This window comes from Vibrio tubiashii (assembly GCF_028551255.1).
Taxonomy (GTDB): Bacteria; Pseudomonadota; Gammaproteobacteria; order Enterobacterales; family Vibrionaceae; genus Vibrio; species Vibrio tubiashii_B.
Window position 1 is genome coordinate 429,395 of the sequence record NZ_CP117030.1, and the last position, 14,593, is coordinate 443,987.

Here is a 14,593-nt window from a genome sequence, read left to right on the forward strand (position 1 = left end):
TTGTGAATATGATGTTAAATGTCACATTTTGAATGTTCATCGTTAGGTTAAGAGTGCAAAAAATCCTCACTCATGTTTATTATTGGAAACAAGGTTTCCTCGAACGGAAAACGAACCTGATTAAATGGAGACAACAATGACTCAAGAACTACTTAAAACCCCTCTACACGCACTGCACGTTGAAGCTGGTGCGAAGATGGTTCCTTTCGCTGGCTACGATATGCCTGTTCAATACAAGCTTGGTGTTAAGAAAGAGCATTTACATACGCGTGATGCAGCGGGTCTGTTCGATGTTTCGCACATGGGGCAACTGCGCTTACACGGTGAGGGCGCTGCAGCATTTCTTGAGTCATTAGTTCCTGTCGACATTGTTGATTTGCCACAAGGCAACCAGCGCTATGCTTTCTTTACCAATGACCAAGGCGGCATCATGGATGACTTAATGGTGGCTAATCTAGGCGACCATCTATTTGTTGTTGTCAATGCAGCATGTAAAGAGCAAGACATCAATCATCTAGAAGCGCATTTACCATCAGGTGTTGAACTAGAGATTATTGATGACCGCGCTCTGTTAGCACTACAAGGCCCTAAAGCGGTAGATGTACTCAAGCGTTTCAATGCTGAAGTCGCTGACATGCTGTTTATGGATGTTAAGAAGCTAGAGATCTTAGGTGTAGAGTGCATCGTTAGCCGCAGTGGCTACACTGGTGAAGATGGCTATGAAATCTCAGTACCAGATTCACATGCGCAAGAGTTGGCGCAAAAGCTAACTGGCGAAGAAGAAGTTGAATGGATTGGCCTAGGCGCACGTGATTCGCTTCGCCTTGAATGCGGTCTATGTCTATATGGTCACGATCTTGATACGACGACTACTCCTGTTGAAGCAAGCCTTCTTTGGGGTATTCAGAAAATTCGTCGTACAGATGGTGAGCGCGCTGGTGGTTTCCCAGGTGCGGATATCATCCTTAAGCAGATTGAAACTAAAGATGTTTCACGCAAGCGTGTTGGTCTAGTAGGCCAGACGAAAGCGCCAGTACGTGAAGGTGCTGAACTGTTTGATGCAGATGACAATAAAGTCGGTGTAGTAACCAGTGGTACAGCAGGCCCTAATGCAGGTAAGCCAGTATCAATGGCGTACGTACGTGCTGACCTTGCTGCGATTGGTACAGAACTGTTTGCCGATGTGCGTGGTAAGAAACTACCAATGACGATAGAAAAAATGCCATTTGTGCCACAGCGTTATTATCGTGGCTAAAAATAGTATGACATGATACGTATGCTGTGCTAAAACCTCTCTTAGGAGAGGTTTTTTTATGTCGATTGAACGATATAATTAAATGGATTTAATGAATAGGATAAGTTATGAGAAAGATCTCGATAGTACTTTCTTGTCTATGGGCTACAAGTGCTTATAGTGCGAGCGTATCGCCATTTATTGTCAACGGAAATGACGTCAATGTGAGTGTTCATCCCTCATTTGCTAGTTTGTTTTACGATCGGATTAATTATGATGGTCGTTATGGCTCTGGACCTTATTGCGGAGCAACCTTGTTAAATAGCCAATACGTGTTGACTGCTGCGCATTGTATTTATGGATCTACGCAAAATCAGTTGTTTACTTCTGTTGTGCCACAACTACAAAATGAAACGGATTTCCCTAACTCAGTAGTACAACGTGTGATGGTTAATGAGTTTTACTATCCAAGTAGTTACAATAACAGTACCTTGGCGAATGACATTGCGATACTGAAACTCGCATCACCAATTACCGCTGTTACAAGTTATGCAACGCTAGGTACGACAGGCGATGAAGGCACTTATAGACAGACTAGCCCAGTTCAAGTGTTTTATGCGGTTGGCCACGGTAATACTCAAACCAATATCGACGCAAGTAATAACTTGCAAAGAACCCAGTTGCAGTATGTTCCCAATGCGAGCTGCAATGGCGTTTACAATGTAGACACCAGCGCGAACCTTTGCATGACAGGCGCAGCAACGGTCGTTTATGATAATGCAACCTGCCAAGGTGACTCTGGTGGTCCTTTATATTGGGATAACTCAGGTACCTTTGTTCAAGTGGGAATAACCAGTTTTGGTCCTGAAACATGTGGAAATCCTTCAGTAACGCCAAACTCGATATTTACAGAAGTGTCTGATCATTCAGCTTGGATTGCATCTGTGCTGGCTGGAAACGAAACTCCTAAGGTGACCGTAACAGACGCTCAGCGAAATGCGTATCTTAACCCTAGCTCTGGGGATTCTGGCGGCGGCTCTTTAGGTCTCGCCTTTCTAACACTATTAGGCTTGGTTGGTTGGAGACGCAGTAAATAACTCTCCAATGATCTGACCCACTTTCTACATCGTAATCTAAACTTAAAGGGTGGTTACGATGTAGGAAGAAAGCATGAAAGCATCAATTCGTTTAATTTGCCTGCTTTTGATCGCCAAGTTGAGCTATGCCGTTGAAGTTACCCCCTATATCGTTAACGGCAGTGACGCTAATATTGTCAATTATCCTTCCTTCGCCAGTCTTTTCTTTCGCAACGGTAACTTATATAGCTCATCATCTTATTGCGGAGCAACGATGATTAACTCGCAGTTCGTGCTAACTGCTGCTCACTGTATTTACGATGACGACAATTTGATGCTGTATACCGTTGTGGCCCCACAGTTGGATGATGAAAGTAACTTTCTCTCTAATCAACAGGCCAAAGCTTTAGAGTTTTACTACCCAGATACTTATATTGATTCATCTGCAGAGCTGTGGCCTGATGATATTGCCATCATTAAGTTAGAAACACCGTTGGCCATTTCCGACTACTCCTCACTGATAAACACAATGGTCAACAACACGTTTTTAGTTAGTGATACCTTTAAGGCAATAGGGCATGGACTGATTGAAGGAAATGTATCGGGCGGAACGAACCTTTTGGAAACGACTCTTACTTATGTCACGACATCGGATTGTCAAGTTGAATACGGTAGCAAGCTTACCTCAAGCCATCTTTGTTTCAGTGGACCAATCAGCGGCGGTTATCGAAACTCAACTTGTAACGGGGATTCTGGCGGGCCTGTCTATTGGTATAATGGATCTCAGTACATTCAAATTGGCATAACGAGTTTCGGACCAAGTACGTGTGGTGATACTAGCCGCAATGTGACTTCAGTTTTTACCGATGTGCATGATTACCAAGCTTGGATATCTCGCGTTATCAATGGTCTTGAAACCCCGAAAGCTTATGTCGCAACCGTTAATGGTGTGCGCACATTAGTGAAAGGAACGTCATCACCACCTGTGACAACAACCAGTGGAGACAGCGGTGGTGGGACTACAAGCCCGCTGGTACTTCTCTATCTTCTACTAGTACTTTTAGGCCGCTTCAGGTCGATATTCTCGATGCGCATATCCAATTTACGCGCTTCTCACAAATGAGAATGTTCGGTTAATGTGATGAAATTTAATGATATTTCCTGCGTTGTTTAAGGCTGTTTATGATTTGTTAGGTTGACTATTTGCCACTAAACGATAGTTTTAACTTATCGATAAATAGAGCAGGAATTACCATGATGAATAATGATATTTATAAAATTACTCTTGTTTCTGATGTCACTATGCAATCGAAACTGCTGAAAGATTCTTTGGAAAAAGGGCTGGATCTCCAAGTAACCATGGTTACTTCTGAGGCGCTAGAAGAAATGGAAGAGGGGAGTTCATTACTTGGCAATCTTGTTCTTATCGATTACCACTATCTGGATGAAAGTAAGTTTGAAGCGTACAACCAAGCCAAAATGGTTAGCCAATACACGGTCAAAGAAATAGTGTTTAATTGCCCTAATGAAGCGCCTTCAAGCCATCTGTTTAAGTGGCGTAATTTAGTCGGAGTTTTCTACGTTGATGATGAGGTTTCTTTACTGCTCAAAGGAATGGAAAAGATCATGAATGATGAAATGTGGCTATCACGCAAGGTCGCTCAAGACTACATCGAGCATTTCCGCTGCGCGAATACCGTTACAACTTCTCAAGCCTATGCGAACCTAACTAAGCGCGAAAAAGAAATTATGCGTTTGCTCGGGCACGGTGCGTCCAATATTCAAATTGCAGAAGAATTGTTTGTCAGTGAAAACACGGTGAAAACGCACTTGCATAATATTTTTAAGAAAATTAATGCCAAGAACCGCCTCCAAGCGCTGTTGTGGGCAAATAATAACATCGCTTTAGAAGAGCGGGTTTAATCGCCTAAGTTACAAGTTGTCTTTATTTGGCCAAGCTTAATCGCTTGGCCATTATATTTAAGGCAGGCACTAAATTTGTCATCACACTTGAAAACCGGATTGAACCGGAAGGAAGAGCATCTGCATAATTGTAAATGCTCTTTAGATATCGATTAGAATACACAATGCTTGGCGTAACTCGTTGCGTCGTTCGCACTCCAGTCGCCTTTTGGCTTGTCTTCTAAATCACTACACCAGCCTTCACTTCCGACAGCGTCTTGCAGCACACAGTGCTTAGCATAATCAACAGCGCCTTGGGCATTCCATTCGCTTTTAGGCTTCTCTGACATCTCGTCACACCAGGCTTGTGTGCCCACTTCTGTTTGGCAGGCACTTAGCGTTAGCAGCGCAACGAAAGAAAATGCAATCTTTTTCATCTCAATTTCCAAATCTTCTTGATGCCCCACACTATACCTTAAAAGATCCGCTGCTCCGCTTAATCGAGCAAATAAATATAGAAAATGGCATATCGAAACGTTTCGATGGGTGATCTCAATCACTTTGATAAGAGAATAGTCACTAGCAAAGCGGATCAATTTCACACTCTATAGAATCGAGTCTCGAATTTCTGAAGTGACGGACTATTATGTCATCGAAACGTTTCGATGAGTATTTTCTCAATAACAAGCATGACAGAGAAAATAAAGCTTGCCGTACGATAAACGTATTTTTGAAAGGTCGATGAGATGAAGAAAAGTACCCTTATAAATTCAGAACTTTCTTACTTGGTGGCGACATTAGGTCACACCGATGAGATTACCGTTTGTGATGCAGGCTTACCTATTCCTGATGAAGTGCAACGTATCGATTTAGCACTAACACATGGTGTTCCTTCATTTCTAGAAACAGTACGAGTGCTATTAAGTGAGTCTCAGATTGAAGGCGTCATTATTGCTGAAGAATTTGCCAAAGTGAGCCCGGCTCATCATGAAGCTTTAGTCAAAGAGCTTGCGACAGAAAGCGAGTTAAGCGGTAAGAAAATTGAAGTGACGTATGTGTCTCATGAAGACTTCAAAGCTCGTACTCAGCAGAGTAGAGCAGTAGTTCGTACTGGTGAATGCACACCATATGCGAACGTTATATTTCAAGCAGGTGTGGTTTTTTAAGCCGCGCGATCGTAGGGAAGAATTATGACTCAAGCCATTCTTCAGCTGAGCTCTATTGAAAAGGCTTTCCCAGGTGTTAAAGCTCTGGACAAAGCAAGCCTAAATGTTTACCCCGGACGTGTCATGGCACTGATGGGAGAAAACGGAGCAGGTAAGTCGACTTTGATGAAAGTGCTTACGGGCATTTACACCAAAGACAGCGGCAGCATTCAGTATCAAGGTGAAACCGCAGCTTTTAAAGGTCCAAGAGATTCTCAAGAAGCTGGGATCAGCATTATTCACCAAGAGTTAAACCTGATTCCGGAACTGACTATTGCCGAAAACATTTTCCTTGGTCGAGAGTTTACCAGCGCATTTGGTGGCATTCAGTGGGGAAAAATGTATGACGAATCGGACAAATTGCTGGCACGCTTGAACGTCAAACACAGTTCTAAGACCTTGCTGGGCGACCTGAGCCTGGGTGAGCAGCAAATGGTTGAGATTGCGAAAGCACTGTCGTTCGAATCTAAGGTCATCATTATGGATGAGCCTACGGACGCCTTAACCGACACCGAGACTGAATCATTATTTAAAGTGATCAACGAGCTTCGTGCTCAAGGTTGCGGCATTGTTTACATCTCTCATCGCCTTAAAGAAATTTTCGAAATTTGCGACGACATTACCGTTCTTCGTGATGGCAAATTTATCGGTGAATGCCAAGTTTCTGATACCGATGAAGATGGCCTAATTGAGATGATGGTTGGTCGTAAGCTTGATGAGCAGTATCCGCGCATCGATGTCCGTCATGGTGAAACCTGTCTAGAAGTGATTGGTTTAACAGGTTCTGGAGTCCAAGACGTCACTTTTACTCTTAAACGGGGCGAGATTTTGGGTGTGTCTGGCTTAATGGGCGCAGGTCGCACTGAGCTAATGAAAGTCATCTACGGCGCACTGCCGAGTGAACGTGGTGTGATTAACCTCGACAACAAAACGATTAACCCCGTTAGCCCGCAAGATGGACTTGCGAATGGTATCGCCTATATCTCTGAGGACCGAAAAGGGGATGGCTTGGTACTAGGGCTTTCGGTTAAAGAGAACATGTCTCTTTGCGCGTTAGATAAGCTGACCAAGGGTGGTCGTATTCAGCACAGTGATGAAGTGGTCGCTGTTGAAGACTTCATCAAGCTTTTCAACATCAAAACTCCGACTAGAGATCAAATCATAGGCAACCTATCTGGCGGTAACCAGCAGAAAGTAGCGATCGCTAAAGGGTTAATGACCAAACCTAAAGTGTTGATCTTGGATGAGCCGACTCGTGGTGTTGACGTCGGTGCGAAGAAAGAGATCTACCAACTTATCAACAAATTTAAAGCCGATGGCATGAGCATCATTCTTGTCTCATCGGAAATGCCCGAAGTGTTAGGCATGAGCGACCGCATCCTCGTTATGCACGAAGGTCGAATCAGCGGCGAGTTTGATGCAAAAGACGCCGACCAAGAAAAACTACTCGCCTGTGCCGTAGGCAAAAAGATTAATGAGGAAGCAGCATGAGTACCAATACCATGAGCAAACCAACGGAAACAAACAGCAAAAAACTGTTTAGCAAAGAGTGGTTGATTGAACAGAAATCACTGATTGCACTCTTGTTTTTGATTGTTGTCGTATCATTCTTAAATCCGAACTTTTTTACGGTCGATAACATTCTCAACATCCTCCGCCAGACATCGGTTAACGCCATCATCGCCGTCGGTATGACTTTGGTCATCTTGACCGCGGGTATCGATTTGAGCGTTGGCTCAGTATTGGCCCTATGTGGTGCCTTCGCTGCGAGCTTAATCGCGATGGAAGTGCCTGTCTTGATCGCAGTTCCAACCGCACTGTTCGCTGGTGCTGCACTAGGTGCGATTAGCGGCATTATTATCGCTAAAGGTAAGGTTCAAGCCTTTATTGCTACCTTGGTGACTATGACGCTGCTACGAGGCGTGACCATGGTGTATACCGACGGTCGACCAATTTCTACAGGCTTCACTGACACGGCAGATGCATTCGCTTGGTTTGGTACTGGCTACGCATTAGGTATCCCTGTTCCAGTTTGGCTAATGGTTATTGTATTTGCAGCCGCTTGGTACCTACTTAACCACACTCGCTTTGGTCGCTATGTCTACGCCCTAGGTGGTAATGAATCTGCGACTCGCCTATCTGGTATCAACGTTGACCGCGTGAAGATTGGTGTTTACGCCATCTGTGGTCTGCTTGCTGCGCTAGCTGGCATCATCGTTACATCACGACTTTCATCTGCACAACCGACTGCGGGTATGGGTTACGAGCTAGACGCGATTGCCGCAGTTGTGTTGGGTGGTACTAGCCTAATGGGTGGTAAGGGCCGCATCATGGGCACACTGATCGGTGCGCTGATTATCGGCTTCCTAAACAACGCCCTAAACCTACTCGACGTATCCTCCTACTACCAAATGATCGCTAAAGCAGTGGTAATTCTACTTGCGGTACTGGTAGACAACAAAAACAAGTAAATCATAACTAAATCGAGCCAAGTGACGTGTCTTGGCTCACCCTACACAAGGACTGAGAAAATGAAAAAACTAACGACTCTTATCTCTGCTGCACTACTTTCGTCAACCGTTTCTGTTTCAGCGCAAGCTCAGGACACGATGGCAATCGTACTGTCTACGCTGAACAACCCTTTCTTCGTTACGATGAAAGATGGTGCTGAAGCAAAGGCAAAAGAGTTAGGTTATGACCTAATCGTACTAGACTCGCAAAATGACCCAAGCAAAGAGCTGTCAAACATTGAAGATCTGACTATCCGCGGTGTTAAGGCGATTCTAATCAACCCAACGGATTCAGATGCAGTGTCTAATGCGATTCGTATGGCAAACCGTTCTAACATCCCAGTACTGACTCTAGACCGTGGTGCGAGCCGTGGTGAAGTGGTGAGCCACATTGCTTCTGACAACGTTGTTGGCGGTGAAATGGCGGGTAACTACATCGTTGAAAAAGTGGGTATGAAAGCGAAAGTTATTCAACTGGAAGGCATTGCAGGTACTTCAGCGGCACGCGAGCGTGGTGAAGGCTTTATGAATGCGGTTAAAGGCAGTGAAATGGACGTTCTTGCGAGCCAACCTGCAGACTTCGACCGTACTAAAGGTCTTAACGTAATGGAAAACCTGCTAGCGGCTAACCCAGATGTGCAAGCGGTATTTGCTCAGAATGATGAGATGGCTCTAGGTGCTCTGCGCGCGGTTCAAGCATCAGGTAAAGATGTAATGATCGTTGGCTTCGATGGCACAGATGACGGCATCGCAGCGGTTAACCGCGGCAAGCTATCTGCAACTATCGCTCAGCAGCCAGATCTTATCGGCGCACTTGGTATCGAAACCGCTGACAAAGTACTGAAAGGTTCTCAAGTAGAAGAGTACATCCCAGTACCACTGAAAGTTATCACTAAGTAATGAGTTAACTAATTTTGTCCTTCTCCCCGCTTATATCTGTCGTTTAGGGGAGAAGGGCGAATAGCCATGCGCTTTACCCTAGAGCTCATCGCTATTACTCCTGTTCACATATAAGTGGCTCTAGCGAGCCGAGGATTACCTTATGAATAAGTTAGTGGTTTTAGGTAGTGTTAACGCTGACCATGTTCTTCAAGTGCCTTCTTTCCCTCGCCCTGGCGAGACGTTGCATGGTCGAAACTATCAAGTTATTCCTGGTGGTAAAGGGGCAAACCAAGCCGTAGCGGCTGCACGATTAAATGCGGATATCGGCTTTATTGCTTGTGTCGGTGATGATGCGTTTGGCATTAACATTCGCGAAAACTTCAAGATGGATAACATCAACATTGCTGGCGTTAAAATGGAGCCAAACTGCCCGACGGGTATTGCAATGATTCAGGTCGCCGATAGCGGTGAAAACAGTATTTGTATTTCCGCAGAAGCGAATGCAAAACTGACCGCTGATGCTATTGAGTCAGATTTAGAGCAGATTCGATCGGCCAAATACCTGCTGACGCAATTGGAAACGCCGATTTGTGGCATCGAAAAAGTGGCCAAAGTGGCCAAAGAAGCGCGCACCAATGTCATTTTAAATCCTGCGCCAGCGCGTCCACTTTCGGATGAACTGCTTGCCTGTGTCGATGTTATCACGCCAAATGAAACGGAAGCGGAAGTGCTTACTGGGATTACCGTGACGGATAACGATAGCGCGCAAGAAGCAGCGAACGAACTGCATCGTAAAGGGATCGAAATCGTCATGATTACCCTTGGCGCGAAAGGGGTATGGCTTAGTCAAAATGGCCGCGGAGAGCTAATTCCTGGTTTTAAGGTTGATGCTACAGACACAACCGCAGCAGGAGATACCTTTAATGGGGCATTGGTCACTGGTCTGCTCGAAGATTTACCTTTAGAATCAGCGATCAAATTTGCTCATGCAGCAGCGGCTATCTCTGTGACGCGTTTTGGTGCTCAGACATCCATCCCATCAAGAGAAGAAGTCGATGCTTTCTTAGCGGAGCAAAGCTAACGTCTAGCCACAAGCAAGGAGAGAATGACATGGCGACAATGAAAGATATCGCAAGAGTTGCGGGTGTATCGACCTCTACGGTGAGCCATGTCATCAATAAATCTCGTTTCGTCAGTGAAGAGATCTCTGAGCGCGTCAATAATGCCGCTCGTGAGCTTAATTACCGTCCGTCTGCATTAGCTCGCAGCCTTAAAGTCAATCGCACTAAAACCATAGGTATGCTGGTGACCACCTCAACTAACCCGTTTTTCGGTGAAGTAGTAAAAGGGGTCGAGCGCAGTTGCTATCAGCAAGGTTATAGCCTGATTCTGTGTAATACCGAGGGCGACCACGAACGGATGCGCGAGTCGATCAATACCTTGCTGCAAAAACGTGTCGATGGCTTAATCTTGATGTGTTCTTCGCTTGAAGGTGAGCGTTTAGAAGTGTTTGAGCAATACCAAGACATTCCAGTCGTTGTTATGGATTGGGGGCCGATGCTGTTTACCAGTGACAAGATCCAAGACAACTCATTGCGCGGTGGTTATCTGGCAGCGAAGCACTTAATCGAATCTGGTCATAAAAAGATTGGTTGTATCACCGGACCATTGGTCAAGCACCAAGCTCAAATGCGTTATGAGGGGTATAAAAGAGCGCTGAACGAACATAGCTTGGAGTTCAAAGCTAATTGGATCATCGAGTCTGACTTTGAGTGTGAAGGTGGCTACGAAGCGTTCAATAAAATGGTTGCTAAAGGACCGCTGCCAAGTGCACTTTTTGTCTGTAATGACATGATGGCGATGGGGGTGATCAATGCCGCAAACGAGAAAGGTATTCGGATTCCGGAAGAGTTGTCTATCATTGGCTACGATGACATTCATATCGCAAAATTTATGAGCCCTTCGCTGACGACGATTCACCAGCCGAAATACCGCTTAGGTAAAGCGGCGGTTGAAGCACTGCTTAAAAAATTAGAAGGTGAATCAACAGATACTCAGGTGGTTCAGCTAGAGCCTACCCTAGTGAGCCGAGCCACTGTCCGCCAACTTGTATAGCTCAACAAGTCACTGTTTACTTGCTTGAACCGCAACACTGTTTTGCTTAATGAGTAAGTAGTAAATATCTGCAAATATGTGCTAAACCTAAAGAATGAACTCGTTTTCGATATTAGGTGCTACATGGAGCTGTTTGCCGATCAAAGAAAGCAAGAAAGTCCTGAGGATAACTCACTAAGTGACGTTGTTCCTTCCGTTCCTTGGACAGTGCTGCTGGTAGACGACGACGCTCAAATGCACCAAGTGACACGCTTGGCCTTGTCTGGTTTTACCTTTGAAGGCCGCAAACTCAATCTGATCTCTGCTCACTCGGCACAAGAAGCCAAAGTTATCTGTCAGCAAAATAGTGATATTGCTCTGGCGCTGGTGGATGTGGTGATGGAGACAGAGCATGCAGGTTTGGAGCTGGTAAAGTTTATTCGTGAGGAGCTAGGTAACAATCTTATTCGCGTAGTACTGCGCACCGGACAAGCTGGGCAAGCCCCAGAAGACGTAGTCATTCGCGAGTATGAAATTGACGATTACAAAGAGAAGACAGAGCTGACGACACAAAAGCTTAAAACCCTTCTCTACTCTATGCTACGCTCCTATCGAGATTTATGTCTTATTAGCCAACAGAAGTCAGGGCTTAAGAAAGTGATTGAGTTTTCCGCAAAAGTTCAAAATACCACCACTTTGCAAGCCTATGCCGCCTCGGTTCTGGAACAGCTAACTTCGTTGCTTCAGTTGGAAAAATCAGCTTTTTACTGTGTTGTTAAACCACGCCCTAATGGTGAGGTAACACGAGCATTGACTTTAGCGGCGACGGGTGAATATGTGGATTGCTACAGTGAGTGTGCATTTAATAGGTTACCACAAGAGGTCGCCAATCGTTGCCAACAAGTCCTTGAGCAAGGTTATTCACAGCACTTTGGCGACGCCTTTATTCTCTATACCAGTGATGAGCAGGGTGTCGATAGCCTCTTATATGTCAATTTCCATAAAGACCTCTCCGAGTTGGATGTCCAGCTGCTGGAAATTTACATGCAGAATATCGGTCTGACCTTCGAGAACCTGAGCTTGCTACTGGATATCAAAGAAACATCGAAAGAGCTGGTCTATAACCTCGCCAACGCTGTAGAGGCACGTAGCCGAGAGACTGGAGCGCACGTTCAACGAGTCTCGCTTATCTGCGAAAAGCTGGCACTCCTTTATGGCTTGAATGAGCATGAAGCCAGTATGATTAAGCACGCCTCGCCCTTGCATGACGTGGGCAAAGTTGCCGTGCCTGACTCGATTCTTCATAAGCCCGGTAAGCTCAATGCTGAGGAATGGGAGATCATGAAAAAGCACGTAGATTATGGCGTGGAGATTTTAAGCCGCTCTAAACGTCGCTTGATCGTTATGGCTAAAGAGATTGCGGCTTATCACCATGAAAAGTGGGACGGCTCGGGCTATCCGAATGGGTTAAAAGGCGACGAGATCCCCATCAGCGGACGTATTGCCGCGCTTGCTGATGTGTTTGATGCTCTCGGCGCCAAAAGAAGTTACAAAGAGCCATGGAGCGATGAGGATATTCGCGCAGAGATTCTCAAGCAGAAAGGGGCACACTTTGAGCCGCAATTGGTCGATTTGCTCATCAATCACTGGGAAGAGTTCATCGAAATCCGTAACTCTCTGCCTGACTAGATGTTGTAATCTAAATGGTGGTCAGGAGAATCACTAGTAGGCAGATTCCTTGGTAGCCTGAGTTCGAAACGTACTCCTTGGCCGACTTCAGATTCAAATATCAGTTCACCTTTCAGTTTCTGTTTTACCAGATTAAATACCAAGTTCAGCCCCAAGCCAGAGCCGCCTTTGCCTCTTTTGGTTGTGTAGAAGGGCTCGAAAATCTTCTGGTGCAATGACGCCTCTATGCCACTGCCGTTGTCGCGATACTCAAACACCATTGTCTCTGCATCTTGATGGAAACGGATTGATATTTGTGGCGTGTTCTGTTCGTGAAAAGCGTGATTGATGCTGTTCATAATCAGATTGGAAATAACCTGGGTTAACACACCAGGTAGGCTGTTCATGGTTAAACTGGAATCGCCTTCAAGAACAGGCACTACCGGGAGTTTGCGTGTCTCTGGGTGTAAGCTGGCAATTAGAGCATCCAACACTTGGTGCACCTGAAATTGACTACGGCTTTCTGACACTTGGTCAACCGCGGTCTGTTTAAAATCTCGAATCAATTTAGCGGCTCTATTGAGGTTGTGTTCGAGCATAGTGCTGCTGTCAGACATTCGCTCCATAATTGATTTAAATTGATCTGTTGTGAGAGTTTGATTGGCAAAAGCTTGATTCGCTTCGTTGGTCACATCGCGTATGACAGAAGTCGCCGTCACCGCAATCCCAAGTGGAGTATTGACCTCATGGGCGACTCCTGCGACAAGTCCCCCAAGAGCGGCGAGCTTTTCTGATTCAACAAGCTGCTCTTGAGTATGTTTGAGCTGCTCCATACTTTGTTTCAAATCTAGGGTTCGAGTCGCCACTGTGTGTTCTAGGTTTTGATTTAGCTCTTCAAGTTCAATTTGTGTCAGCTTTAACTCGGTAATGTTGATGGCAGTGCCGCGGAAACCTAAGAAACGGTCATTTTCGTAACGTGCCTTGGCTTGAAACAGTAAGTATTGGGTAATACAGTTTAAGGTGATGGTCTCTTCACACATTGAGAAAGTACTCCGTTGGCGAAGCTTTTCATGCAGTGAAGCACAATGCTCTAAAGCCGATAACCGATTCATTACTGGTTTACTAAGGTTGTCTATACCAAGCGCTTCTCTCATACTGTCTGAGCAATAGACAAGATGACCTAACTCGTCAGTCTCCCATAGCCAATCTGAAGAAACATGGGCGAACTCTTTGAGGCGCTCTTGCTCTTGCTTGATATTGTCATAAAGACGGGTGACATTACTGGTGATTTTATTCGCTTCTTCGGCAAGCCAATCCAGTTCGTCATCCTTTTCAGAGATCCAAGCTTGATGTTCAAGTTCCAGAGGATCCGCGGGATGACGTGGGTTGTATTGGCGAAGGTATTTAGCAATTGCGAAGATCCTTTGATTGACACTGCGATGAAACACCATCAACACGAGATAACACACCAGTAAAGTTTTACCTGCATTGAGAAGTAGGGTGTAAACCGCTTGCCAGATTAGGTAGTCGTAGATCTCTTGGGCATCAGACTGAACGTAAATATGACCGATTTCCTCCACGCGAGATGTGTTTGGGTGCCTGTAGATCAGTGGGTACTTTTTAGTAAGTGCGTTTTCCATCACTTCTGTACCAGCTTCAAAAGTATAGCCACCACTTTCGACTCTGAGATAGTCCACTCTCGGCAAATTTACCAAGCCATCGATTTCTTGCTGCAAAACGAGTAGATCAAAATCCCACACTGACGACGCAATTAGAGGAGCGTGTATATCGCGTATTTCTAATTGGCGCTGTTTGACGGTATCGAACTCTTTTCGGTAGTCCCATGATAGTTGCAGTAATGTGGTAAACACGGTAATCAAGCCACTAAGCAGTACCATAATCAGGATAATACGTCGCCCGATCCTGCTATAGAATGGGCTGCTTTGGCTTTCTTCGATGTCTTTACTACGCGTCATGGTATTAATTCAAAAGTTTATTTTTGATTATAGACGTTCAAATACG

The 14,593-nt window shown here is 45.2% G+C and carries 13 protein-coding genes; 11 read left to right on the forward strand and 2 right to left on the reverse strand.

All coding sequences use genetic code 11. The annotated features are described in order from the left end of the window. Window positions 1-136: 136 nt before the first annotated feature. From gcvT to LYZ37_RS17225, 4 genes are all read left to right on the forward strand, one after another. Window positions 137-1,255 (forward strand): glycine cleavage system aminomethyltransferase GcvT, encoded by a 1,119-nt coding sequence (gene gcvT / locus LYZ37_RS17210; protein WP_272788078.1) that lies wholly within the window; start codon window positions 137-139, stop codon window positions 1,253-1,255. Between the two features lie 107 nt (window positions 1,256-1,362). After that, a complete protein-coding gene (locus LYZ37_RS17215; RefSeq protein ID WP_272788079.1) occupies window positions 1,363-2,331 on the forward strand; it encodes a S1 family peptidase in 969 nt (322 codons plus the stop codon). A 73-nt stretch (window positions 2,332-2,404) separates the two neighbouring features. Further along, window positions 2,405-3,433 carry a S1 family peptidase gene (locus LYZ37_RS17220; protein ID WP_272788080.1) on the forward strand — a complete coding sequence of 343 codons (1,029 nt, stop codon included), beginning with the start codon at window positions 2,405-2,407 and terminating at the stop codon, window positions 3,431-3,433. Between the two features lie 131 nt (window positions 3,434-3,564). Beyond that, window positions 3,565-4,233, forward strand: coding sequence for a LuxR C-terminal-related transcriptional regulator (locus LYZ37_RS17225; RefSeq protein ID WP_171381237.1), 669 nt, complete (start codon window positions 3,565-3,567; stop codon window positions 4,231-4,233). A gap of 152 nt (window positions 4,234-4,385) precedes the next feature. On the opposite strand, the gene LYZ37_RS17230 is transcribed toward LYZ37_RS17225, so the two are convergent. Next, the gene (locus LYZ37_RS17230; protein WP_272788081.1) at window positions 4,386-4,649 is read right to left on the reverse strand and encodes a DUF3012 domain-containing protein; all 264 of its coding nucleotides are present in this window, start codon (window positions 4,647-4,649) and stop codon (window positions 4,386-4,388) included. A gap of 309 nt (window positions 4,650-4,958) precedes the next feature. On the opposite strand from LYZ37_RS17230, the gene rbsD reads away from it, so the two are divergent. From rbsD to LYZ37_RS17265, 7 genes are all read left to right on the forward strand, one after another. Further along, window positions 4,959-5,378 carry a D-ribose pyranase gene (rbsD, locus tag LYZ37_RS17235; protein WP_272788082.1) on the forward strand — a complete coding sequence of 140 codons (420 nt, stop codon included), beginning with the start codon at window positions 4,959-4,961 and terminating at the stop codon, window positions 5,376-5,378. 24 nt (window positions 5,379-5,402) lie between these two features. Beyond that, entirely contained in the window at window positions 5,403-6,908 is a 1,506-nt protein-coding gene (gene rbsA / locus LYZ37_RS17240) for a ribose ABC transporter ATP-binding protein RbsA (RefSeq protein WP_272788083.1), read from the forward strand. After that, a complete protein-coding gene (gene rbsC, locus LYZ37_RS17245) occupies window positions 6,905-7,888 on the forward strand; it encodes a ribose ABC transporter permease (RefSeq protein ID WP_004745593.1) in 984 nt (327 codons plus the stop codon). The genes rbsA and rbsC overlap by 4 nt, the downstream gene beginning before the upstream one ends. A gap of 60 nt (window positions 7,889-7,948) precedes the next feature. Then, window positions 7,949-8,827 carry a ribose ABC transporter substrate-binding protein RbsB gene (gene rbsB / locus LYZ37_RS17250; RefSeq protein ID WP_004745594.1) on the forward strand — a complete coding sequence of 293 codons (879 nt, stop codon included), beginning with the start codon at window positions 7,949-7,951 and terminating at the stop codon, window positions 8,825-8,827. Between the two features lie 142 nt (window positions 8,828-8,969). Continuing rightward, window positions 8,970-9,890, forward strand: coding sequence for a ribokinase (rbsK, locus tag LYZ37_RS17255; RefSeq protein WP_272788085.1), 921 nt, complete (start codon window positions 8,970-8,972; stop codon window positions 9,888-9,890). Between the two features lie 29 nt (window positions 9,891-9,919). Next, window positions 9,920-10,924 carry a substrate-binding domain-containing protein gene (locus LYZ37_RS17260; RefSeq protein WP_272788086.1) on the forward strand — a complete coding sequence of 335 codons (1,005 nt, stop codon included), beginning with the start codon at window positions 9,920-9,922 and terminating at the stop codon, window positions 10,922-10,924. A 123-nt stretch (window positions 10,925-11,047) separates the two neighbouring features. Then, window positions 11,048-12,592 (forward strand): DUF3369 domain-containing protein, encoded by a 1,545-nt coding sequence (locus LYZ37_RS17265; RefSeq protein ID WP_272788087.1) that lies wholly within the window; start codon window positions 11,048-11,050, stop codon window positions 12,590-12,592. On the opposite strand, the gene LYZ37_RS17270 is transcribed toward LYZ37_RS17265, so the two are convergent. Then, entirely contained in the window at window positions 12,589-14,547 is a 1,959-nt protein-coding gene (locus LYZ37_RS17270) for a PAS domain-containing sensor histidine kinase (RefSeq protein WP_272788088.1), read from the reverse strand. The genes LYZ37_RS17265 and LYZ37_RS17270 overlap by 4 nt on opposite strands. Between the last annotated feature and the right edge of the window lie 46 nt (window positions 14,548-14,593).

What these genes read in the sequence shown, in the direction of transcription:
- LYZ37_RS17220 (WP_272788080.1), top strand. Translation starts at nt 2,405, where the DNA reads ATGAAAGCATCAATTCGTTTAATTTGCCTGCTTTTGATCGCCAAGTTG.
- rbsA (WP_272788083.1), top strand. Translation starts at nt 5,403, where the DNA reads ATGACTCAAGCCATTCTTCAGCTGAGCTCTATTGAAAAGGCTTTCCCA.
- LYZ37_RS17225 (WP_171381237.1), top strand. Translation starts at nt 3,565, where the DNA reads ATGATGAATAATGATATTTATAAAATTACTCTTGTTTCTGATGTCACT.
- gcvT (WP_272788078.1), top strand. Translation starts at nt 137, where the DNA reads ATGACTCAAGAACTACTTAAAACCCCTCTACACGCACTGCACGTTGAA.
- rbsB (WP_004745594.1), top strand. Translation starts at nt 7,949, where the DNA reads ATGAAAAAACTAACGACTCTTATCTCTGCTGCACTACTTTCGTCAACC.
- rbsK (WP_272788085.1), top strand. Translation starts at nt 8,970, where the DNA reads ATGAATAAGTTAGTGGTTTTAGGTAGTGTTAACGCTGACCATGTTCTT.
- LYZ37_RS17265 (WP_272788087.1), top strand. Translation starts at nt 11,048, where the DNA reads ATGGAGCTGTTTGCCGATCAAAGAAAGCAAGAAAGTCCTGAGGATAAC.
- LYZ37_RS17260 (WP_272788086.1), top strand. Translation starts at nt 9,920, where the DNA reads ATGGCGACAATGAAAGATATCGCAAGAGTTGCGGGTGTATCGACCTCT.
- LYZ37_RS17270 (WP_272788088.1), bottom strand. Translation starts at nt 14,547, where the DNA reads ATGACGCGTAGTAAAGACATCGAAGAAAGCCAAAGCAGCCCATTCTAT.
- rbsC (WP_004745593.1), top strand. Translation starts at nt 6,905, where the DNA reads ATGAGTACCAATACCATGAGCAAACCAACGGAAACAAACAGCAAAAAA.
- LYZ37_RS17230 (WP_272788081.1), bottom strand. Translation starts at nt 4,649, where the DNA reads ATGAAAAAGATTGCATTTTCTTTCGTTGCGCTGCTAACGCTAAGTGCC.
- LYZ37_RS17215 (WP_272788079.1), top strand. Translation starts at nt 1,363, where the DNA reads ATGAGAAAGATCTCGATAGTACTTTCTTGTCTATGGGCTACAAGTGCT.
- rbsD (WP_272788082.1), top strand. Translation starts at nt 4,959, where the DNA reads ATGAAGAAAAGTACCCTTATAAATTCAGAACTTTCTTACTTGGTGGCG.